A 20,172-nucleotide genomic window follows, 5' to 3' on the forward strand; every position below is an offset into this window, starting at 1 on the left:
TTCATTTATTTGACCCTGCGATAAGCCAGGTTGGCCGGCTCCAACCCCAGAAGCCCCGGGTGTATGATGTAAAATGACCTCATTGCCGCTTAGAGGTTGTAATAGCTTTGGTTTCATTTAGTTAAAGTTTGTGTTCTGGATGGGAATCTATAACGGGAACGGTTAAACTAAGTAGGTCATCCAAGTTGTAATCCTCCAGGTCGCACCCGGGAAATAACTGTACCTGAAATTCCAGTCTTATACCACTAACATTGTCCAAGCCTATCATTGAAATTGGATCAATTAGGAATTCCTTCTGAGATTTTAAACCCAAACGGAAAAAGTTGCTATGCAACTTATGATGCCTGTCTATATGCTGTAATGCCTGGATAAAGCAGTGCCCGGCACGATGCATATCATGCCAGTCACCATCAATTGAATGTGTGCTAGTAAGAGTAGCCTTGTTCTGCCACTTAACCTGGCCATCGCTGGTTAAGTAACTTGTAGTTAAAAAGAAAAGTACTAATCTGTAAGTCGTCCACTCCGATTGACCAGGCTGGCCAGCCATACGCGGAGGCATCATAAGCACCAAGGGGTACTTTGCCCCTGTTTGGGGCTTTACATCATCCTTTAGCACCTGCTCAAGTTGATCAGCAGATATCTCAGCTCCATAACGAGGGCAAATATGAAAACGTCCGGCAATCGCCTTTGACTTACTCAAAACGGCCCTAAACAAATCGTTTATGTAAGGTATTCCGATCATGCCTGTGCTGCGAGTTGGGAGGTGGAAAGAACTTTATCCCGGGCAAAATCCTGCATGATCATTTCCCGCAGGGCCTCTGCCTTTTGGTTAAACGCATCTGAAATCAATTCAGACTCCTCTACAAGGATAACATACTCCTCCAGGTGGCATCCCAGATCAGCTGGGTTACAATCCAAAAGATTATTATTAAGTACTGCCACCTGCATTAGTGATAGTTGTTCCTTAGGGGTTTTAAGCAAAGTCCTATACTGGTCGGAGGTTAATCCAATTTTATTCTTGCTGGAAAACGATAACCCTATAAGAGCAACCTTATACCAACTTTCAGAAATTGGTACCACAGAAGGGAACCTCTCGGTTGTCAAAGCCTCAGCAAATTGCTGTTCAGCTGATTTCACATTAGTCATGAAGATTTGGTTTTTTGGAGTTCAAAATCTAAATATTGAGCTTCTGCAAGCTCTTTTTCCTCTGAGGCATAAATCAGTACATCAAAAGCAGACGCATTACGGGCTGATTCAATGCTATTCATTCCGGAAGCGGCCTTATCAAAAACCTTTGTCTTTGCTATGGCCTTTAACATATTCACCCAGCACCAGCGCTCGAAGTGCTCAGCTGTGTGGGGCTCATGTGTTTTAATCCTACTTCGTGCGAAAAGCGGGAAGTGTTGTAATAGATGCTCATTGAAGCGCTCAAAAAAAAAGCTACACTAAGTGCAATTTCTAATGGGAGGGATCTCATCAGCTGCAATCTTTGACTGTTTTCTCGTGTAAATTCTGCAGCATATTCTTCACCCTCTCTCCGCAAATAAATTGCACATAGCCTGAGCATCACGTCCCACTTACCTTGGCCAAAATCATATAGGTCCAGGGCTATTTGTTTGGCGTCAATGAATTCACCAAATCGCATACGATGCCCCGGATGCAGCTCTGGGGTACTAAGCTGCCACTTCTCACCATTGAAATAGTAGGTATCCTGTAGGACTATCTCCTGTTCATGTTGAAAGAGCTGAGCCAGGCTACTGTGGTAAATCTGCAAAATCTCGTCTGTAAAGGCAGATTGCCTTAAGACGTCAATATCAATTTCACTAAAAAAAGAAAAAGCGGCATAAGCCTTTTGCAGGTTTAAGTCCATTATTTCAATATCCCGTGGCACACCGTCTTCCATTGCCATTATGGAATCAAGATGGGCATCAAAAGCCTTACCGAATTGATTATGGAAGTCAATTCTTTGTCCGAGAGTAATTTCGGACAATGACGAGGGAATGACTACCTCCATATCATTGATTAATATTCTCATCGGTTGGAAGATTTCCTGCTTTCCTGTTTACCGGTAGATCCTGGGGTCTGCGAATCTCCTGATTGCTTATTGACATTCTCGGCAATGTTGGTGGTACCGTTACCACCCAATTCGGTATCGATTCGCTTTTGCTCAGCAGATGAGGCAGCAGCTTCCTCTAATGCGCCGGCAATGTCTTCAATAAAGCGCAAGTCTACAGGGCGATCCCTGTAATCATCAATACCGGCTCTTTTGGCCACACCCCTTACAACAAGTTGATCCTCAGGCATGGTGTATGCGCTCAGGATACCAGCAGGATCCATTGTTGTGAACTGAGCCAGCAACATATCCACTTTACGAATAAATTCTGCTTTCCTGGCCTCATCCGGTGACAGATCCTCCTTCGTCAATAACTCAGGCCGGGAGATTTCGTCACCCATAAAATTTGTAATCGGCTCAAACTTATACAGGGCCTGCTGGGAAAGCCGTTTGGAGGGATATTTCAGACGATTTATGATAGCATCCATTCCTCCAATTACCACCAAGGAATAGGCTTTATGATCATCCGCAATAAGGGCTACGACATCCTCTTTCGCTTTTACGAGTATGTCTACAGCTAAATTCAGTTCATTTGCCATATGTATTTATTTTAATTCAAAAATAATTAAAATAATTATACAGCATTCAATAAATCATCGCTACCATTATGTTCTTTTGATGGGCTGGCTGTGGTAAACTTTTTCCGGCGCCGAATCTTCTTATACGTGGTATAACCATAGCGTCCAGCATCCTTTGCGTGGTTATTTTTATCAACAGGTACATTTGTTGGTTGACCATTTTCATCTAATTGCCATTTATATTCCTGATTTTCTTCCCATAGTTCAGTGGAGGTATCAGTCATATAGTTTTCACATGCAATTATTGCTTTTATGCCATAAAGTACCGAATCCGGTCCTTTATCAGCGGGCTTTATCTGGTAAAAACCAAGGTCTTTTAGTTCATCAATGGATTTTGCCTCCGCGTTATCTGCAAAAATCAATGCGTTTTTAGGTACAGATAGAGCACGCATCTTCTTAGCCAAGGCGGGGTTTGTAAGACCGGTTTCGTAAATTACCTGATGCCAAAACAAACGACCATTATGCTCTTTCATTTCAACCAGAGCAACAGGATCCTCTGAGTAGCCAAAATCCAATCCATAGAAAGATGGATATGGTAGTGACCTAAAGAACTCCAGGGAAATGTGCTTAAATCCACGATATATACGGCCTCTCGCACCCTCAGAAACCAAACCATTAATGTCGACGAACCAGGCTTCCTCATTATAAAACTGGCTATCAGGATCACCATAAGCCTGGTACTTCTCTATACTCTTTCGGTTCAGGTTTTTAATATTATCGCGATAGGTGCTATGTATACAAAGAATGTTGGGATTCTCCTTTGGAATAGCCCGATAATAGGGAACAGGGTTTCCATCTCGATCAAATACCTCAGCATCCACCAAATTGTAATAACGCTTTATTAGCCAGTGATTTCGGCTGGGTGGGTTATATAGGAATATTATTTGAATGTCATCGATTTTATCGGTACGAATTGAATCATCCAATTTATTTACGTCCTCCTCATAATTCTCATCAGCCTCTTCGCAGGCAACATGGGTAATCCCTGCCAGTGATTTAAGTTTTGCACTGCGGTTACCAGCTGACTTCTTGAAACCTTTACTAATGATAGTATTGCCTGTCGGTTTGTACCGTACAGTCATCTGGGACTCATTGAATTCAAAGTCGTTTTCATCGAAATCAGACTCCTCAACCCTGTCTTTGAAATCTTGCCAAAGGGATGAGCGAATATCCCCAAATACATGCCTAAGGAATGCTCCACGAAAATATTTAGGCTGAGTAATTAGAAATAAGAAATAACTGGTTACAAAATAGGATCGGCCGGCGGCTCTACCTCCCCATATGTGGATGTACCTGGCCAAAGTTTTGAATACTGCCTGGTATACCTTGCTAAATTTAAACCTATGCTCCACCATAGTCTTCAAAAATTACACGGTGGACAGTTTCCGTGGGCATTAAAGGCTTCCCATCCTTACCCGAATGTTCCAACTTTTGCGGAGCTGCTATCCCTTCAAGCTTGATAATTTCTTTTTCGACTGCCAGCTGGGCATGCATTCCGGCAGGTGTACCGATATATTCGGCCTTCATACTCCGCTTTAATTTCTGCAATGACTCTATGCGCCTTGCGAGCTTTTCATTAATTTCAGCCTGCGCAGCCTTTGACCACCTCTCTCTCGCACATTTAATATAACGCTTTGCCTGACGCTCCTCCAGGTCCCATTTTTTTATGATCTGGGAAATAACGTCCTGATATGGCCAATCATCAACCAGCCATTCCTGAACGATTCGGATTCTACGTTCATATTCAACTTTATCAACACGTGGTGTATTAGGCATTCGGAATCATCCTTTTGATAACTGCGATATGTCTGGTTAACTCATGAATGCGGTCGCGAAGTTTAATTGCTTCTATTTCCCGCATACGTTTGATCTCAGCATCTCCATTTTGAATAGGAGAATCACTGTCATAAGCCTTTAGGGCAATTGAATTGATACCTAATTCCTCCTGTAGGTAATCTATAACGATTTGTCTGACTTCGACCATGAACATTACTTTAGCTGATGATTCCATATCCAATAAAATTTGATTGAATATGAAAATAAATTATTTACATAACATTCCAGAATACTGTCACACCCGGAATCGGCTGCAAATCATTCAATACTTCCCAAGCCTTTAAATCGTAGTTGCTGCACGACGGAAAAGGAGAATTACAGGAAGATTCTTTTTCAAATGGTTTGGGATAAACATATCGAGTAAAACGAGGATGTGCGACAGAGCATTCTTTGCCTACCTGCACACCTATCACTTTAGAGGTAGTTGTACCTCTCAGTATTCCCTGCAAAAGGGTACCACTACCAACAGCGCAGACTATGGTGTCTGGTTCTACCCCTATGGTAGCAATAAGCAGGCGGCAACGCGTAGCAATTGCATTTATAGCTAACTCACTATTAGCACCAAATGGTAAGAGTTCAGAATCTGGCACCAACCGGCAATATTCCTTTGCTTTGGCGGTAACCACACTGAGATAACCGGCGTTCACCTGGTGGATTTCCGCACCGAGTTGTTCACAACGCAATGTATTCGCATGAGGATTTTTACGCTTTGCGCAGAAAATAATTGCTTTTTTGCCTATGTGCTGGCAGATAGCAGATAAAGCAATCTGAAAGCCGCCATACACAGGAGAGGCGTATACGAACTGTTTAGCAGTGGGATTAAGCAACTGCTGGATGAATATACTCTTTGTTCCTCCCAGTAATAGATCATCTCGTAAGACAAGGATACCGTTATGCTGTTCGATTATCATTATTATTTTTTTTCAACATCTGAAATAGGTAAATCTGATTCCAGATCTGTCTGGACATTAGGAAAATTGAATTTAATAGCCTTGGGATCGCCTTTATAAAAAACCAGAACATTCTGATGTGTCTTACCAACTTTCCGGTAATGCGAGAACTGCCGACCCACCCTGATAGGCATGCTTCCTGCAACGTTTATGAGTATCATTTCATTGTAATACTGTAATCCAGTATCTCGGAAGGCTTGGACGGTTTCCCCAACAAAATCACGGTAATTGCCTTTTTTGTCTCGAATCTCGCCCACAATAAAGCATGCAAAACGATCGTCTTTTAAAAGTTTGCAGGAGTCAGCGATAATCGCCCGGTATGTACTTAAAAACTCATCCCACGACATGTTGGAAAGGTCGTTCGCATCAGAACTATATTGTTCAAGGTCAAAATAGGGTGGACAAGAAAAGATAAGATCTGCTTGTATACTTGGAATAATACTTTGAATATTTTTGCTGTCGCCTTCATACCAAATGGGTTGCGTCTCCATTTTGATGCTGGCAGCTTGCCTGCGATTGGCTTCTACCTGATCTGCTCGTAAATCTATACCATAATAAGGATAGTTGAGCATACCGGCAACAATCCCCCTGACTGACCCACCAGCAAAAGGGTCAACGATTGTCCCGCCGGAAGGCGTAAACCAAGTATATAGGATTTCACTAAGGACGGGATCGAAGATACTAGCACCGCCATAAAGATGAATTCCTTTTTTACGAGCCTCTTCCAATATTTCATCCCAGCTCGGTTCCCGTTGCAGCACAGTACGCATTTCATTACGCAGTTCGTAAACGGCCGGCGCCTGCCCGGATTCGGATATTAAGTCAACATTCTCCCGACTTTCCTGAGAATCAAAACCGAGTCCATGCCACTTTTTTTTTCGATCCTGCCAGTATCCTTGACGGGAATCCAAGATTGAAAACGGTGGAATGATAAATCGCTCCTGTAACGAGCTTTTAACCTTCTCCTGGTGTTCTTCTTCAGAGTGATTCATTGCTCCTTCAAAACTGATGGGATCAAAGTCAGGCAGGTTGATTTCAAACTTAATTTCATCATAGGGTAACTCAAAAGCTTCCAGAAAATCAATAAGGCCTTCCTGAGTGATTTTCGCATAAACGGATGAATATTGAAGTACAAGCTTTGCCGCTTCCTGCCTATCCGCGCAGTCAATAAATGTTGCCGGCAATTGATCTGGTATCTGGTGACCATCTTCTAACAACTCCGTTAGTAATAAGGATCGGTGGAATCCGTCAAGGCAAAAAATAATACCAGCAGAATCCTGCCATACATAAAAAGGCTGTGAAAAACTATTGTTAATTATAGACTTTTTCAGCTTTTCCTTATCCAAACCTGACCAATCTTTAAATTGGTCATTCTGTAAAAACTGTAATTGGCGCCAGTCTATGGATTCGGTTTTAATTACGCGGGATGTAATGGATCTCATAAATAATGCCTTTATGGTGTCATATTATGACACAAAAGTAATTATTTTAATTATTTATGAATTATATTAATTACTTCTCAGCCCGCATTATTAATATTTCCTCTATGATAGCATTTAAATCATATTCCCCCTTCATGATATCCAATAAAATTATGGTGGGAAGAGTAGCTATAAAGGTTTCCAAATCCACTATGCGGGAAGTTTCTTGATTGTCCATAATCATTTTTTCCAGCAATATTGGGGTGTATTGTTTACAATATCAAGGCTTGGGCAGTTTCTTATTTGGACTCGGGAGGATAAAGATCATTTAGCGTAATTCCAAGGGCATTAGCAATTCGGACAACAGTTGTGAAGTGCAAGTCTTTTCTGCCTTTCTCTATTTTAGAAATATCCTGATTGGATATGCCTGTGACAATTTCAAGGTCAAGCTGAGTGAGATTTTGACCTTTTCTGGCAGCTTTGATGCGCTCCCCTAAGCGTTTCAATATTAATTGTTTTTCGTCCACCTTTAAATTTGGCGGAACCGTGCTTTATAAAAATCGGTCGATCGACCGGAATTTTAAAAAAAACATTATATTCGCTTATCTTTGCAAATTCTGTCAAAAATTGAATTGCATCGGCATCGTACTCGAGGCTGATCGGCTGGGCCGCCAAACCACAGGCTGATCATGTAACTGGTTACGAGGCCCGCGTATATTTTTGTGCGCGGGCTCTTTTCTAAAACTCTAAATGTGGTTTAGCGGCCATCTGGAGTGGATGATTTGAGTCCCGCGCACTTCTATATAACAATGGTGCGCGGTTCCATATATACACCTCAAAAACAGAACCGTAATGATGCAAACAATCAGTTTCCCTAAAAAAGAGAGTCTCCAAGCCCCTGCTGCCGACCCTATTATGTTAATCCTGGCTTCATGGGGACATGATATTATGCAACAATGCAGTAGCATACTGCAGATCAACAGCATGATCAACAAAGAGGACCCAGAGGAAGTCCTGGAATTTTTAGAAAATACGTTGTCACGCATATGGACCCTTCATCATGTGGCTCGTTCGATGTACCAATTCTCCAAAACCCAGGAAGACGGCCTCAATTTTATTGACATAGACCTGAACGAATTTTTTACCAGCAGGAAGGAGATTGCACAATACCTAATTTCATACTCTAACAGAAAACTGTCCTGGAACATGGACCTGTCTGGTGGAACCAAGACCGATCCGAACAAGTTATGTCTCATTCTGGACAATTTAATTACCAACGCTTGTAAATATTCCCCCCAGGAAAGCTCCATTGAGGTAACGGTTACCTCAAACAATGGCGAGCTATTAATCACAATTACCAACGACTACCCATCCTTTCCACCTCATGCCCTGGAAAAAATATTCGATCCTTATGTTCGATTAGATACGACGGGACCAGGCTGTGGAATAGGATTAAGTACTTGCAAAAGGCTATGCCGGCAACTTGGAGGGGATATCCATGCGGTATCGACAACAACAACCCTCTCTATGTTAGTCCGGCTGCCTATTGCACTCTGACGCCATATCCTTGACACCTAGCCACCCAGAAGCCTGGGTGGCTTTACATATTTATTTAACCACCAAACAACCTTACAGTTTCATGAAAACAATCATCACGGCGCTTGCGATGTTCTTCACATTAGCAGCATTTGGACAGGAAACATCCACTTATGAGCGAATCCTAAGCGAAAAACTTTTCCCTGATGTAGCTACGAGGACAACAGAATACCTAAATCCGATTTATGGAGAAAGATCAACCTACTACTGCCTTGATCAGTTTTTTTCCCAAAGAGGGGCATATGTACGCACAAACTTTACCTTTCTGTATAAAAAGGCATTGGAGAAGAAGGCAAAGGCGGTTGGCGCTACAGGTAAATTTATCTTCCTACAGCCGTCCGGTGCCCGTAGTAAACATGGTAAAAAAGTAGTTACTGTTAAGGTATACCAGGGGTTCTGGCGGGATGGAAAATTTGTCTCAGAGGAATTAAAACGACTCATCTTTTATTATGGCGAGGATGCAACTGATGAGAAAGGCCTGGAATTCACTTTTACAAATATGCAGGCCGAGATAGCACCAAGTGGAATAATAGCTGGAAAATGAACGCCTATCTATAACTACTTTTTTTTAATATGAGCCCCTTCCAACCTCAATTATACAGATTTTTTCATACATATAATATATCAAAAAAACAACATTCATTCATCTAAATGAGCCACCATAGGCCATTTTATAAAAAACAAATGAAAAATTTACTAATATAGAAAAAAATACAATATAGAACAGTAGGAGGTAAATACATACATTTGTAGTGTTATAAAAAAACCAGGTTGTTTGCACCAACCTGGCTTTTGATTATGCCGTTAACACGGCTCATTATAAAATTACTGAAAATGAGAAGAAAATTGGACGACCACCAAGGTCGAATCCTAATGGAAAACGTCTATCTACTAGTGAATTTACTTTTGCTGATCACTCAGCTTATTAAACTAGTACGAGAACTGTGGTAATTCCATTCGAAACAGGGGCACCCAACTGCCCTTGTTTCTTTTTTGTTGAAACAAAGATACATACAAAAATTGATTTTTGTTTCAGTTTTGGTTTATGTTTTGGTTTATGTTTTGGTTTATGTTTTGGTTTATGTTTTGGTTGGTATCATATTTAAACCGGCAATCTGTATTTATATATCAATTTCCCTCTATATTTAATGATAAAATAAAAACTAATGGCTTTGCTAGAAGGAACACCCGGCATTACAGAGTTCTGGACTGTAGTTCAGGCAGTTACCACGGTAATTGCCCTAATTTTGAGTATTATTACCTTATTACAAGGTAAGTCCATAAAAGAGCTCACTCTAATGGTAGATGCACTAAATACCCAAGCGAAAGAATTAGCCAATCAAACAATAGAACTCAAAAGTCAATCTGAGGCTATGCAAACTCAAGCCAAATCAATGGAAGGATTATATCGTCTTGAGTTTGCAAACAGGCTGGAATCATTAACACCGAAATTGAAGGCCTTACCCAGCACCGGCAAACAACAATCCTCGCATGAGTTTGTTGTCGAAAATAAAACCATGAGAATAAATAGTTATACAAGTGTCCCACCTGGTGCAATATCCCTGCAAATAGAAACGATAATTGGCCAAAAAGCTTTAGGAATGGTACTTCATCCAGGAGATCACATCCAAATTAGCATCCGATTAAATAACCCGCATTTCTTGGGACAGTCGATGGACATTTTTTTTAATTTTCAAAATGACGATGACATGAAGTTTATACAACACGCTAAGGTTTCAGTTGGAACTCATGGATCATCTATAAACCTTAGCTCACCAAGGCTTCTACCAGACGAAGGCGATTAAAGCATACCGGAGGCTGAACATCCTAACCTCCAGTAACCGCACACAACTTTTTTATTACCTGCTTATAATTTTTTATTGTAAATCTCAATAGTCGCCATCCATCTATTGTCGCAAGATTGTATTTGTCCGTATCTTTCGTATATCCGTTGAGGGTAGTATGCCCAGACTTCATACTCAATCCCAATTTTTAAAGCCGGCACTGCAAAATCGAATCTATACCTACGAGTAGTAGAAAATTTGTACTCCCGGACGACATGGTGCCCTGACTTTAGGGACCAATCCACTAGCTGTCCCCACATCCGGACTCTTTCTCCTGCTGCTCCAATCTAAGTATTATTCCCTTATTTACCCGAGCAGATGGAGTCAACTTCAACTGCCCCAGTGTTATACGGCTTGCTCCTTTTCTTTTCACTGTTCAGGAATATTTACTGGTTTACCGGTAACAGAAAGTGGCTGCCATTTTACCACCCAAACCCATGGATTGGTCACCCAGGAATCCCTGCCATAAACATCCATCCACAGGGTACAAAAACTTGCCTTTGCCGCGCTGTGAATCTCTTTGCCAAAATCGAAGGTGTACTTATTACCTTCTAAAAAGTCCCTAACACCATCATAATTTTGGTATAGAGTCAAGCCAAACCGGTTCAGAACTGTGATACCTTCACCAATCGCATCCTGATCACTGATCTGATGCAGTCTCTCAACCCTAACATCCAAAACCTGTAACCAGATCCTGGCAGCCCATTTGGGCATATGAATGCTGGGTACTTTACACCGCTGACCTGCTTGGTAGCAATACCCCTCAGGCACCGCCTTCACCAAGCTGCCATCCTGGTATTCTAAAATACCAGCGGTCACCTGCTGTAAGGTTTCACGAACCCATAGGATGTCGCCTGGTTGACCGAAGGGGCATTCAATTGGAAGATACTTCCCAAAGTCATGGAAAACTTGTTTTAGAATTCCGTTGTCAGGTTTCATCCCTAAACTTACCCAACGATCAGGTAATTGATTGACAACTTCAAGGCCAGTGGTCCGTCTAGTTTGATCCTTATCGTTGGCGCAAAGCTTGTACACCATCATTGTATTGAAAAGAATTGGAATCTGCTTCATGATATCAATTTGTTAGATTTAACACCGGCGGTCTGGACCACCTAAAACGATCATATTAAACATTTCCCGCATTCGGCTACGCACCCGTTCCGAGTATTTAGCTTCAATTTCCTCAGCCGTATGATTAGTTGTTATGTGGGTAAAGTTGTGAGGTAGCCCGGAGTCGTAGCGGTTCATGATAATTTCACCAAGTACATTAACCGTATTGCCATAGCTCTTTTTGAGCTCCTCAACACCAAAATCGTCAAAGCAAATCCCGATTTCAGATTGAAGAAAGGTTGCAGGTTGTGGTATGGTCTTAATGGGATTCGTGTAACGCATGAGCACCGATTCACCTGATACCGCAAACTCATCGGCAACGCTCCTACAATTGATCAAGGTGTAGGTTTTATGCGGATTACATCTGAATAGCTTCATGAGAGTAGTTTTACCCCTACCAACGTCCCCACATATCATCAGGCCTTTCTTTAGGGAAAATCCCTTACCAGCGGAAGCAAACTTTTCAGACCCAGAAAAGTACAAGGACAAAGCTTTTACTGCTGCATGATTCTCCGCATCGATATCAAAATGAAATTGTTCAGTAGCCAGTTTCCAAGTCGCAAAGGTTAATAGCTGGGATGGCTTCCATGGGAGTTCTGCCATCACCTGCTCCCATTGCCATTCTGATTGGCGCTCCAGGTCATACTGAACCTTCGCCTTCTTCTTCGCTTGCGCATCAATTATCGCTGCCTGCTTCTCTTCCTCGGTCAATTCATAGTCGGGTAAACCGCTTGGGACCTTGGGCAGCAACAGTTCCTCCAGACTGAGTACTTTGTTGGTTCTGTTCATTTGTCAGAGATTGAAATATTGTTTGTGAATGAGTGTTTATCTGCTGCAGACTGAAATTCCTGAAAAACGGATGGGCTGTCGAATATTTAGCGATGGCCGTCCAGGAACTCAAAACCTGTTCGATTACGATCGGCTCCTCAGGATGAAAGCAAACTTTTGCCTGCTTACATATGAATTCGGCCAACGCACCTAATGCCACGTAGTCTTTATCCCGATCAGTTGGATATTTTGGCCGATGGGCCAACCATACTGATTGCATTTCTGGGATTAGAAAACGTGCAGGCGTTTCCCCCGGTCCCCCTTCCTGATTTTCGTTTTCGTTTTCGTTTTCATTTTCATTTTCATTTTCTAAAAGGGTTTTTTCTGGGTTATTTAAAATAAAGGGTTGGGTTTTTTCTGGGTTTTTATCTGGTAAAGGGTTGGGTTCCTCTTTGCCGGCAATAGTTTTGCGTGGCCGTCCACCTTTACTTCCTACAACCCTTTGCTTTTCGCGGAATTGCTCACGTCGAGCGCGTACATCCTCAAGCCGATCATTACTCCAGTACCCGTCAATCAGCTGCCACTTATTTCGAATCTTAGCCCAAAGTTCCAGGTCTTCACCAACAAGTCCAGCAGGATACCCTCCATCATCCTGTAGAGGGCCATTTACCCACGATTCCGCCAACAAATCAACATGCAGGCCTTTCATTGCCCGCGACCACCGAATGGTGTCTACTAAAAAGTCGGATGCATAGAAAGGGAATGATGGATCCTTTGCCATATTAAAATTTTATTACCTACCCAATTGGTAATGGATTAACACAACAGGTTTCTAAATTCACAAAGCAGCCATGTTGCGTAATTGAACCTTCTCTAAATAACCTCCATAGCAGCTGGCAGCCGAAATTGGCAACTGAGGAATTTATAAATAGATCCTGCTTGTTAAGAGCCTCCGCCAGCGAGCAGCTGGGCCCTTGATCTTTCTCTTTCAGCTTCCTTAACTGTGGGAATATGTCTACCACCGTTGGTAGGTTAGCACATGTAGGGAAGGTAGATTGTGGTTGCTCAATACTACTAATGGTACCTAGAACTACCTGACCAGTCCTTTGGAGATTCCCCATATCCAGCCAATACAGGGGTTTCTTGTCGGGCGCCATATGGTTTACTGATAATTTCTGCAGGTTGTTATAAATTTTAATTCTGCCGGCGGCAGTATCGATGCAGCTCATGATTATATTAGCCGTATTTTCACCAGTAAATTTCTCCGTGTATGCTTCCCAGTTATAACCAAAAAACCGATTTACCCTGGAAATAAGTACAACAGATTTGTGCAACCCAATATCAACGGCAGAAAACAACTGTCGACCTATATTCGCTTCGCTCACTGTATCATCATCCCAGCAACGAACGTGAATTCCTGGATGCCCTAAAGCCAATAAGGCTTCATTAAGTCGGGCCAGATGTGTAAGGCATAATGACCCAGTTCCTCCGACCCCTATCAGGTGTATAGTAACCCTATGAGTAGGATCAAGAAGGTAAGGAGCTGTATAATGAATTTTCATAGCAAATTTTTCAGCTTATTTTTTTTATACTCAATAAGTTCGCAAAGCGGGAATGGTAACTGATTAGGCGATATTTGACTCCTCCAAATTGTATTCAAATTACCAACGGTAGGATTGTTATTCCCGGCAAGATGTGAGAACTCACTCAGAAAAAATAAATCTTCCCAGTACTTAATAATATCGGCATACGTAGGTTTGGAAGGAGCTTTAACCTTGGCACTGCCCAGGCAAACATGTCCATCAGCAGAAACATTATGGAATGGCGCCAAAAACAATTGTGTATCCTCTGCCGGACGGGTTGCTTCTGTAAAGGCATATACATACAAATTCCCCGATGAAACCTTAAATATTAAGGGCGGCACCTGAGCCTTTCCGGAAGGCAAGTGTAGGTCTTTAGCGAAGTATAATACTCTCGTTTGTGCAGGACAGTACCAGATCATAGTATATTTTCCTCCAGGCAATGCTTCAAAAGAAAGTAGATTTTCAGGCAATAGTCCAACAACCCTATTTTGACTTTGACGCTCATCAAAAAAGAAGTCGACCATATCAGAAATCGTCTCCTGTTGCAATGGCCGTCCCTCCAGTACTACACCATCGGGACTAATTACATGTGACTCCAGGTAATAATCCTCTCTTGGTCCCTGATATACCACCAAAATCATTGATGGCTTAAACTGAGTTGTTAAAGCTTCTGTTAATTTATTCATGTAAGTATGCTTTTACCAGGTTTCTGGCTATATCCATATAATCAGCAAGTGATTTCGGCCAAGTTGACAATTCATGTAATTCATCAAAGTTGAACCGCTTCATTTGCCGGTAAAAAGGAATAACCAAAAATGGCTCCTTTATACCTTCCTGTGCTCGAGCCTCTATATTTTGTTCATGCTCTGAGCTCAATGAATCGGTTTCATCCCATAAGATTGTACACTGGCAATCGAGATCTAACATGTAGTAGTCATCTTCATCTCCTGATTCAAAGTAGGAGAATGTGGATAAAGGTTTGCCATTTTGCACGATACAACACCCCTGCCTAATCAGCTCCAGAATTGGCATATAATTAAATTTATCACGTAGTGCATACACCCGTACCAATATATCCAGAGCTGTTAAAAGAGGGGCTTTCTGAATCTTTTCCAGGTACTCCTTTGCTTCACCTTTAGTATAGGTGTGAATATCTTTTGCAAGATCAATGATGGACTCAATATCGGAGCATCCCCCCTCCTGACTACCTGCACGCATCATCTCATAAAGTGAATCTTCCATCCAATCCAGTGTGTTGCACATTAAACCCTGGGTCCATAGCTCAACCTGAGTGTGGGAACAAAAGCATTTTAAGAATAATATCAGCAGTTCATATATTTCAGGGTGCTCAAACCTGAGCTTTTTCAGTACGGGACCTATGTGGAAACAATTCCAACTAAATGGCCAGGCGCACGAATAATAAATGGTAAAGTGATATTCATGCCTTCGTTCATCATAATCTATGTTGTATTCATAGCCCTTAGGAATGATTTGTTTAATGCATTTGAGGATTTCATTCAAACCTTCTGATAAGGAGCCGCAGCTTGGCGGTACTTTTCTTAAAATTTTACCGGTAAGGATCCTGGAGGCACTCCTGTAAGATTCCCATAAGTCGCAATAGAAATCATTAACGGACGGTGTAGCCTCCAGTTCCCCATCCTGTTTAAAAAAGACCTCTGTTCCCGGCTTAGATTGAAATCTCAAAGCACAAATGGCATTGCTGACGTGGATACCAGTACCCGTGGAGACGTTTCCTGCTGTGCATACAGCTTGGTATCCCGCGCTTCCTGAAGAAATATCCTGGCCAGTCCTCGATGGAGAACGCTTTTGTTGATTCCTTTTTTTCGACATACCTTCTTTGTGTCTTTTTTTTTCATAATCTACCCTTTGGTACCTACGGTTGTTTTAAACTCATATACCGCCTTATCTTCCTCAATTGATGGGCCGGCAATGGTTGCCGTAGTTAAAACAGGATGCTGCATTGAATAGAACTGCAAAACCTCTGCAGCCGTAAAATCAACGTTTGGATCAGGCAGATTTACCATTTCGCCGTCCTTCTTGAATTTAAAAGCACGCTTCAAATTTGTAATTTCAAGTGCCATAGCAAATTGTAGTTTAAAATTTCGGATTAAAGGGCAGATGATAACAGGATTGGATATACCTCTCCATGGTCAGGATTAGTTATGGCATTATTGGAAATACGGCAAGCTATGCTGGCAGTGTGGTCCCAAGACAACAGTTCCTTTACCATTGTCACCATACCCTTGCAATTAAAACCGCAACCAGACGGCCGGATAGCCCTTAACCTAAATCCTTCTGTTGCCTTCCCGATGAACCAATCGGTCGGATGTTCATCATCCTGATATACTACAACGCAATCACCACCCTGAAGCCCAATAAGCAGGCAAGATTCTCTATTCAGAGTAATAAGCCCCCGTTGGTCAAACCGAATTATTGGATTATTGCTCTTGGAAGTGGTACGTTCACCTGGTATTACTTTTTTAAGCACCATGATTTATAGATTATTTAATTAGTCAAAAAGAGTTGGTTCTGAAGAATTTGACGCGGCGTTCACCTCCACCGGTACCGGTTCTTTAGTTATAGCCGCAGCTTTTTTCTTATCTGGCTTTTTGCTTTCCGTTTCCTGCTTAAGACGTACTTCATCAGAAAAGTCATCGGCATTAACTACCAGTCCCATGGCTTCTTTGACCGGTAGGGAAATTGCAGATAAAAATCCTCCATCTAGCTCCTCCGGGGTTCCCGTCACGATTACAGGAATGGTTAACCCATGCATTGCCGGCAGTACACTGACGGTGAAACTTCCGCCTTTCTGCTTTATGCGGATGTCTATATCGATATTATTGCCCAGCTGGGCTAGTTCTACAAAAAATGACATGATTTAGATTTTTTGTTTTAACAAAGGCATCAGTAATCCGAGGTAATCAGGATCATCCTCTGCCGTTACCAATATTGCACGTTTAGGATCGTGAATAGCAAATTGCACTTTATCATATGTCACCTGGTGCATGAGAGTCAGAAGGCGATCTGCACTTACGTTAATACTGGATATGTCACCTTTATAAATACCGGGTATATCCACCACAATACGCCTCTGCATATCCAGATCCTCAGAAACAAAACGGATTATTCCTTTTTCTTCTTTTAGTAAGATCTCAGCCGATCGATCTGCAGCTAAAGAGAGACAGCATCGCTCCAAAGCACTGATCATTTCTTCCCGGTCCAGGGTTAAGTTGGGATGGAAGTCAGTAGGAATAATCGATCTGTAATCAGGATATTTACCATCTACAGCAGTTGCAATTACGCTGGTTGACGTTGTGTGGAATGCCACATGGTTACTATTCCAATAAACTTCAGCATTATCAAATCCTTCAAGTGCCTTAACCATTTTTGAAGTAACCAATAACTTAGCCTCTCCCTTCGCTTCGACTGAGAATGACCGGGAAAACAGTGAATGAGCGTCTGTACTTACAACGGACAGGCCATTTGCCAATACGTCCAAACAGACACAACATAATGCAGGCCGTAGTTCATCTGCGCTCACAGTAGCCAAAGCTTTATTCATCCAATAAACCAGGCCATCCTCAACTGTCATAAAGTTTTTACGAGGTATAGCAGGCAGTTTAGGGTAATCTTCCACCTTATCAGTAGCTTTCAAAATAAACTCATCCTGCATAGCGCCAATGATCCGAATAAGTTCCTCTTCAACTTCAATGGTGATAGGCGCTTCTTTTGATAAGAATGCAACCCGTTTTAGGAAATCAAATGGTAATAATACATGGAAAGGTTTTCCAACCACCTCACATTCTACGCGATGTTGGATTGTGGTCATCAGGTCAGTACTGCAGAACTCTACTTCTGCTTCACCTACTTTACATAAGACATTGCTCAAAACCGGCAATACCGGCTTTTTGGGTACCGCCTGCCCCAATTTATTTAGGGCGTTTTTAAGGGTTTTAGAATTAATAATGAATTTGTTCATTTGTGTTCTATTTAGCAGTAGTTTTCGATGAATGGACGGGAAAGCGATTACCTTTCCCGTCCTCAACAATCAGGACTTCCCCATGATCACTGATGATTGCTAATCTGGTTCCCCTGGGTGCATATACCAATGGTCCTTTTTTACCTGACGTCGGATCAGTTGCATAAAAGACCGACTTAGCCTCAGCTACAAGGTGACAGTATGTAGGATTATTCATCAATATCTACTGGATGAAGAAGTTTAGCCGACCATTCCGGCTGTTCCAATTCAATGATACCAGCATTGCCACTTTCAGCTGCCGCATCAAAACCGGGGAATATCATCTTATCCTGACACTCTTTTATGGTGTCGAGAGCGAACCGGTACTTATATTTACCGTTAGCCAGATCCTCCGGTGTCCAGATAAATACCGCGGGGAGATAAGGCGGTACAGTCTGTAGCATAATCATGATTGTCACGTTGAATTGACGGCCAGTTATATCACTCATTACCTTTTGATACATTCCCTCACTAAGCTCATATTGGAACTTTGCCGTATCATAAAGGAATTTGCCGAGTGTCTGAGCTGAGGTCGTTTTAAACGAAATCACCGCATCGACTCCGATATTTTCTTTAACATTAAAATAGTCTGGTCGTACCTTCACCGGCAGGCCGGTAACAGGATCCTTTCCGTAAAAAGAAGTTTCGGAAACTGCACCTTTAAGTATCCGCTTTATTATACCGCCGCCGTACAGGTTATAACCCTGACGAACAGCATCAATAATTACTTGGTGCTCTTCATCAATCAATTGGTACTCACAGGACTGGCGCAGCTCATCCAGATAAGCGCGTAGTTCTGGCATTTTTTTTCCATCCAACGTTTCTGAAGGCACCTGATTGATGCACTCAAACCAACGTATCATATCAGTAACACCAACTGTAGAATTCAACGGATGGTTAGGTTGGATAATAAACTTATCAAACAACTCTTCCTCTAAAAATGCCATATGAGCAAACGTCCCGAGTTCAAAGTGATCTTTCTTTTTATCCTTGTGACGTTGGTTGGTATAAAAAAAATAGTGGAATGGAGTTTTTAATACCTCTTTTAAGGCACTGGAAGAATTAGCCTTTTTATCCAGGTACTTCTGCATTTCATCGCGCACCACGGTGCCGTTTACAGATAGGCTTACCAGGTCAATAGGATGTACTTCATCGGAGTTAAACTGATGGCTGTGCAACATATCCTGCAGCGTAGGATACTCAGATGGATCAAATCCCAGCGGATTCAATTCTTTATCAATAACCTGTGCATCGTCCAGGTCGGGGAAGTTTTTAAAATCCATGGTTTAAGCTTTTGGAAGGTTAATTACAATAGGTTTAATTGACCAGACAGCAGATTCGAAGCTGTTTTTCTTATTCTTTTTTTTGCCCAAATATGTTATCTGAACAACACTCCCTTGAGTAAGTCCATTCAGTAAGGACACTAATCGTTTACTGGCATTCCGCCATGGCTTAACCTCTCCCTTTGTCTTCTCATAAAAAAGGGCACAATCAATCTCTACTTCAACACTGGGGTCATTGAAGTCAGGGAACATTTGTGGCGCCACACTATGGAAATACACTTTTTTGGATTCCCCAATAGCTGCCGGTTCCCAATATTCAGCCATTAAGTCAATTGGTACTACCACAGCGTCATCCAAATCGGGCATATTTTCGATTGATGACATTTCTACAACGCTTACCGGATGGGAATTACCTGAAGCTACTGCTACACCGGTAGTAGGGGATATCACGACTTCCCCTTGTTGATTTTTGTCGCTTTTCATACATTTGTTTTTAAGTCAATGAAAATTTGGCTTTTTGCCTATAGGGTACCGGTCGCCGCCGGTACCTTACTTTTTTACACTGCACACCACAATTGCGATGCACACGAGGATAATTGCGATTAGAATTGCACCTATCCACTCTATGTCCTTTATAGAGCTCCGGTGTTGTTTGAAAATGGTTTTCTTCATGAGATTTAAAAGGTGGTTTAAAATCAGGCGGCTCTCCTACAGCCGCCTGACCTGTCCTGAACTCAGAGATTCGAAAGGTTAAATCATAATCAAACATTTAGGTGAGCCCCGGATGTGGTTTACAGGAGCAGCCCGGCTTAAACTGCTTTGGGGATTCCGGAAATACATTATTAATAGAAATAATGTTGAGTTAGTCAACGCTTAAACCAGATAATCATCTTAATCAACATCACAAGTATTTTCAGGAATACCACTTTAGTAGCGAATCTGATGTCTTGCAACACAATACTATCAGCAGCGTAGTAGCGCATAACCTGCACCGCGCCAATGAGCGCAGACGGTACCAGAATGGCGAGATAAATCCAATAGATTGCCATAA

Annotated in this window: 26 protein-coding genes; 3 read left to right on the forward strand and 23 right to left on the reverse strand. The window is 42.0% G+C overall.

All coding sequences use genetic code 11. The features are described 5' to 3' along the window. Positions 1-121 precede the first annotated feature (121 nt). The 11 genes from BUB18_RS03105 to BUB18_RS03150 all read right to left on the reverse strand — a co-directional run bounded on the left by BUB18_RS03105 (position 122) and on the right by BUB18_RS03150 (position 7,425). The gene (locus BUB18_RS03105) at positions 122-742 is read right to left on the reverse strand and encodes a hypothetical protein (protein WP_073077898.1); all 621 of its coding nucleotides are present in this window, start codon (positions 740-742) and stop codon (positions 122-124) included. Further along, the gene (locus tag BUB18_RS03110; protein ID WP_073077900.1) at positions 739-1,146 is read right to left on the reverse strand and encodes a hypothetical protein; all 408 of its coding nucleotides are present in this window, start codon (positions 1,144-1,146) and stop codon (positions 739-741) included. Before BUB18_RS03110 ends, BUB18_RS03105 begins: the two co-directional genes overlap by 4 nt. Next, positions 1,143-1,319: a hypothetical protein gene (locus BUB18_RS29575; RefSeq protein WP_178372074.1), complete on the reverse strand. Its 177-nt coding sequence runs from the start codon at positions 1,317-1,319 to the stop codon at positions 1,143-1,145. The genes BUB18_RS03110 and BUB18_RS29575 overlap by 4 nt, the downstream gene beginning before the upstream one ends. Positions 1,320-1,321: 2 nt before the next feature. Beyond that, on the reverse strand, positions 1,322-2,035 hold the full coding sequence (locus tag BUB18_RS03115) for a hypothetical protein (protein WP_073077902.1): 714 nt from the start codon (positions 2,033-2,035) through the stop codon (positions 1,322-1,324). Then, positions 2,032-2,652 carry a hypothetical protein gene (locus BUB18_RS03120; protein ID WP_073077904.1) on the reverse strand — a complete coding sequence of 207 codons (621 nt, stop codon included), beginning with the start codon at positions 2,650-2,652 and terminating at the stop codon, positions 2,032-2,034. Before BUB18_RS03120 ends, BUB18_RS03115 begins: the two co-directional genes overlap by 4 nt. A gap of 35 nt (positions 2,653-2,687) precedes the next feature. Next, positions 2,688-4,046, reverse strand: coding sequence for a PBSX family phage terminase large subunit (locus tag BUB18_RS03125; protein WP_073077906.1), 1,359 nt, complete (start codon positions 4,044-4,046; stop codon positions 2,688-2,690). Next, positions 4,033-4,467 (reverse strand): hypothetical protein, encoded by a 435-nt coding sequence (locus tag BUB18_RS03130; protein ID WP_073077908.1) that lies wholly within the window; start codon positions 4,465-4,467, stop codon positions 4,033-4,035. Before BUB18_RS03130 ends, BUB18_RS03125 begins: the two co-directional genes overlap by 14 nt. Next, positions 4,460-4,702, reverse strand: a complete 243-nt coding sequence (locus tag BUB18_RS03135; RefSeq protein ID WP_073077910.1) for a hypothetical protein — start codon at positions 4,700-4,702, stop codon at positions 4,460-4,462. Before BUB18_RS03135 ends, BUB18_RS03130 begins: the two co-directional genes overlap by 8 nt. Positions 4,703-4,739: 37 nt before the next feature. Continuing rightward, positions 4,740-5,438, reverse strand: a complete 699-nt coding sequence (locus BUB18_RS03140; RefSeq protein WP_073077921.1) for a pyridoxal-phosphate dependent enzyme — start codon at positions 5,436-5,438, stop codon at positions 4,740-4,742. A gap of 2 nt (positions 5,439-5,440) precedes the next feature. Beyond that, positions 5,441-6,919, reverse strand: coding sequence for a hypothetical protein (locus BUB18_RS03145; RefSeq protein ID WP_073077923.1), 1,479 nt, complete (start codon positions 6,917-6,919; stop codon positions 5,441-5,443). A 278-nt stretch (positions 6,920-7,197) separates the two neighbouring features. Next, entirely contained in the window at positions 7,198-7,425 is a 228-nt protein-coding gene (locus BUB18_RS03150; protein ID WP_073077925.1) for a helix-turn-helix domain-containing protein, read from the reverse strand. A 325-nt stretch (positions 7,426-7,750) separates the two neighbouring features. On the opposite strand from BUB18_RS03150, the gene BUB18_RS03155 reads away from it, so the two are divergent. The 3 genes from BUB18_RS03155 (at position 7,751) to BUB18_RS03165 (ending at position 10,299) form a co-directional block, all read left to right on the forward strand. Next, positions 7,751-8,455: a sensor histidine kinase gene (locus tag BUB18_RS03155; RefSeq protein WP_073077927.1), complete on the forward strand. Its 705-nt coding sequence runs from the start codon at positions 7,751-7,753 to the stop codon at positions 8,453-8,455. 82 nt (positions 8,456-8,537) lie between these two features. Further along, the gene (locus BUB18_RS03160; RefSeq protein ID WP_073077929.1) at positions 8,538-9,038 is read left to right on the forward strand and encodes a hypothetical protein; all 501 of its coding nucleotides are present in this window, start codon (positions 8,538-8,540) and stop codon (positions 9,036-9,038) included. 622 nt (positions 9,039-9,660) lie between these two features. Beyond that, the gene (locus BUB18_RS03165; RefSeq protein ID WP_073077931.1) at positions 9,661-10,299 is read left to right on the forward strand and encodes a hypothetical protein; all 639 of its coding nucleotides are present in this window, start codon (positions 9,661-9,663) and stop codon (positions 10,297-10,299) included. Positions 10,300-10,707: 408 nt separating this feature from the next. On the opposite strand, the gene BUB18_RS03170 is transcribed toward BUB18_RS03165, so the two are convergent. From BUB18_RS03170 to BUB18_RS03235, 12 genes are all read right to left on the reverse strand, one after another. Continuing rightward, entirely contained in the window at positions 10,708-11,409 is a 702-nt protein-coding gene (locus tag BUB18_RS03170) for a hypothetical protein (protein ID WP_073077933.1), read from the reverse strand. A gap of 18 nt (positions 11,410-11,427) precedes the next feature. Beyond that, a complete protein-coding gene (locus BUB18_RS03175) occupies positions 11,428-12,237 on the reverse strand; it encodes a P-loop NTPase family protein (protein WP_143159809.1) in 810 nt (269 codons plus the stop codon). Beyond that, a complete protein-coding gene (locus BUB18_RS03180) occupies positions 12,161-12,925 on the reverse strand; it encodes a hypothetical protein (RefSeq protein ID WP_178372075.1) in 765 nt (254 codons plus the stop codon). The genes BUB18_RS03175 and BUB18_RS03180 overlap by 77 nt, the downstream gene beginning before the upstream one ends. 88 nt (positions 12,926-13,013) lie before the next feature. Beyond that, on the reverse strand, positions 13,014-13,778 hold the full coding sequence (locus BUB18_RS03185; protein ID WP_073077938.1) for a PRTRC system ThiF family protein: 765 nt from the start codon (positions 13,776-13,778) through the stop codon (positions 13,014-13,016). Next, complete coding sequence (locus BUB18_RS03190) at positions 13,775-14,485, reverse strand: hypothetical protein (protein WP_073077940.1); 711 nt, start codon at positions 14,483-14,485, stop codon at positions 13,775-13,777. Before BUB18_RS03190 ends, BUB18_RS03185 begins: the two co-directional genes overlap by 4 nt. Then, on the reverse strand, positions 14,478-15,650 hold the full coding sequence (locus BUB18_RS03195; protein WP_073077942.1) for a hypothetical protein: 1,173 nt from the start codon (positions 15,648-15,650) through the stop codon (positions 14,478-14,480). The genes BUB18_RS03190 and BUB18_RS03195 overlap by 8 nt, the downstream gene beginning before the upstream one ends. A 29-nt stretch (positions 15,651-15,679) precedes the next feature. Continuing rightward, positions 15,680-15,901 carry a PRTRC system protein C gene (locus BUB18_RS03200; protein ID WP_073077944.1) on the reverse strand — a complete coding sequence of 74 codons (222 nt, stop codon included), beginning with the start codon at positions 15,899-15,901 and terminating at the stop codon, positions 15,680-15,682. 428 nt (positions 15,902-16,329) lie between these two features. Then, entirely contained in the window at positions 16,330-16,695 is a 366-nt protein-coding gene (locus BUB18_RS03210) for a PRTRC system protein E (RefSeq protein ID WP_073077948.1), read from the reverse strand. A 3-nt stretch (positions 16,696-16,698) separates the two neighbouring features. After that, positions 16,699-17,799, reverse strand: a complete 1,101-nt coding sequence (gene dnaN, locus BUB18_RS03215) for a DNA polymerase III subunit beta (protein ID WP_073077950.1) — start codon at positions 17,797-17,799, stop codon at positions 16,699-16,701. 209 nt (positions 17,800-18,008) lie between these two features. Further along, a complete protein-coding gene (locus tag BUB18_RS03225; RefSeq protein WP_073077954.1) occupies positions 18,009-19,121 on the reverse strand; it encodes a PD-(D/E)XK nuclease-like domain-containing protein in 1,113 nt (370 codons plus the stop codon). Positions 19,122-19,124: 3 nt separating this feature from the next. Beyond that, on the reverse strand, positions 19,125-19,604 hold the full coding sequence (locus tag BUB18_RS03230) for a hypothetical protein (RefSeq protein ID WP_073077956.1): 480 nt from the start codon (positions 19,602-19,604) through the stop codon (positions 19,125-19,127). Between the two features lie 383 nt (positions 19,605-19,987). Then, positions 19,988-20,170 (reverse strand): hypothetical protein, encoded by a 183-nt coding sequence (locus BUB18_RS03235; RefSeq protein ID WP_073077958.1) that lies wholly within the window; start codon positions 20,168-20,170, stop codon positions 19,988-19,990. Positions 20,171-20,172: the final 2 nt, after the last annotated feature.

Origin of the sequence: Chitinophaga jiangningensis (assembly GCF_900142605.1) — a bacterium.
GTDB classification, from domain to species: domain Bacteria; phylum Bacteroidota; class Bacteroidia; order Chitinophagales; family Chitinophagaceae; genus Chitinophaga; species Chitinophaga jiangningensis.

Excerpts from the sequence above, each read along its gene's own strand:
- BUB18_RS03210 (WP_073077948.1), bottom strand. The coding sequence starts at position 16,695 with ATGTCATTTTTTGTAGAACTAGCCCAGCTGGGCAATAATATCGATATA.
- BUB18_RS03160 (WP_073077929.1), top strand. The coding sequence starts at position 8,538 with ATGAAAACAATCATCACGGCGCTTGCGATGTTCTTCACATTAGCAGCA.
- BUB18_RS03175 (WP_143159809.1), bottom strand. The coding sequence starts at position 12,237 with ATGAACAGAACCAACAAAGTACTCAGTCTGGAGGAACTGTTGCTGCCC.
- dnaN (WP_073077950.1), bottom strand. The coding sequence starts at position 17,799 with ATGAACAAATTCATTATTAATTCTAAAACCCTTAAAAACGCCCTAAAT.
- BUB18_RS03145 (WP_073077923.1), bottom strand. The coding sequence starts at position 6,919 with ATGAGATCCATTACATCCCGCGTAATTAAAACCGAATCCATAGACTGG.
- BUB18_RS03185 (WP_073077938.1), bottom strand. The coding sequence starts at position 13,778 with ATGAAAATTCATTATACAGCTCCTTACCTTCTTGATCCTACTCATAGG.
- BUB18_RS03140 (WP_073077921.1), bottom strand. The coding sequence starts at position 5,438 with ATGATAATCGAACAGCATAACGGTATCCTTGTCTTACGAGATGATCTA.
- BUB18_RS03165 (WP_073077931.1), top strand. The coding sequence starts at position 9,661 with ATGGCTTTGCTAGAAGGAACACCCGGCATTACAGAGTTCTGGACTGTA.
- BUB18_RS03130 (WP_073077908.1), bottom strand. The coding sequence starts at position 4,467 with ATGCCTAATACACCACGTGTTGATAAAGTTGAATATGAACGTAGAATC.
- BUB18_RS03225 (WP_073077954.1), bottom strand. The coding sequence starts at position 19,121 with ATGGATTTTAAAAACTTCCCCGACCTGGACGATGCACAGGTTATTGAT.
- BUB18_RS03180 (WP_178372075.1), bottom strand. The coding sequence starts at position 12,925 with ATGAAAGGCCTGCATGTTGATTTGTTGGCGGAATCGTGGGTAAATGGC.
- BUB18_RS03105 (WP_073077898.1), bottom strand. The coding sequence starts at position 742 with ATGATCGGAATACCTTACATAAACGATTTGTTTAGGGCCGTTTTGAGT.
- BUB18_RS03170 (WP_073077933.1), bottom strand. The coding sequence starts at position 11,409 with ATGAAGCAGATTCCAATTCTTTTCAATACAATGATGGTGTACAAGCTT.
- BUB18_RS03125 (WP_073077906.1), bottom strand. The coding sequence starts at position 4,046 with ATGGTGGAGCATAGGTTTAAATTTAGCAAGGTATACCAGGCAGTATTC.
- BUB18_RS03190 (WP_073077940.1), bottom strand. The coding sequence starts at position 14,485 with ATGAATAAATTAACAGAAGCTTTAACAACTCAGTTTAAGCCATCAATG.
- BUB18_RS03155 (WP_073077927.1), top strand. The coding sequence starts at position 7,751 with ATGATGCAAACAATCAGTTTCCCTAAAAAAGAGAGTCTCCAAGCCCCT.
- BUB18_RS03195 (WP_073077942.1), bottom strand. The coding sequence starts at position 15,650 with ATGTCGAAAAAAAGGAATCAACAAAAGCGTTCTCCATCGAGGACTGGC.
- BUB18_RS03230 (WP_073077956.1), bottom strand. The coding sequence starts at position 19,604 with ATGAAAAGCGACAAAAATCAACAAGGGGAAGTCGTGATATCCCCTACT.
- BUB18_RS03135 (WP_073077910.1), bottom strand. The coding sequence starts at position 4,702 with ATGGAATCATCAGCTAAAGTAATGTTCATGGTCGAAGTCAGACAAATC.
- BUB18_RS03110 (WP_073077900.1), bottom strand. The coding sequence starts at position 1,146 with ATGACTAATGTGAAATCAGCTGAACAGCAATTTGCTGAGGCTTTGACA.
- BUB18_RS03120 (WP_073077904.1), bottom strand. The coding sequence starts at position 2,652 with ATGGCAAATGAACTGAATTTAGCTGTAGACATACTCGTAAAAGCGAAA.
- BUB18_RS03115 (WP_073077902.1), bottom strand. The coding sequence starts at position 2,035 with ATGAGAATATTAATCAATGATATGGAGGTAGTCATTCCCTCGTCATTG.
- BUB18_RS03200 (WP_073077944.1), bottom strand. The coding sequence starts at position 15,901 with ATGGCACTTGAAATTACAAATTTGAAGCGTGCTTTTAAATTCAAGAAG.
- BUB18_RS29575 (WP_178372074.1), bottom strand. The coding sequence starts at position 1,319 with ATGTTAAAGGCCATAGCAAAGACAAAGGTTTTTGATAAGGCCGCTTCC.
- BUB18_RS03235 (WP_073077958.1), bottom strand. The coding sequence starts at position 20,170 with ATGGCAATCTATTGGATTTATCTCGCCATTCTGGTACCGTCTGCGCTC.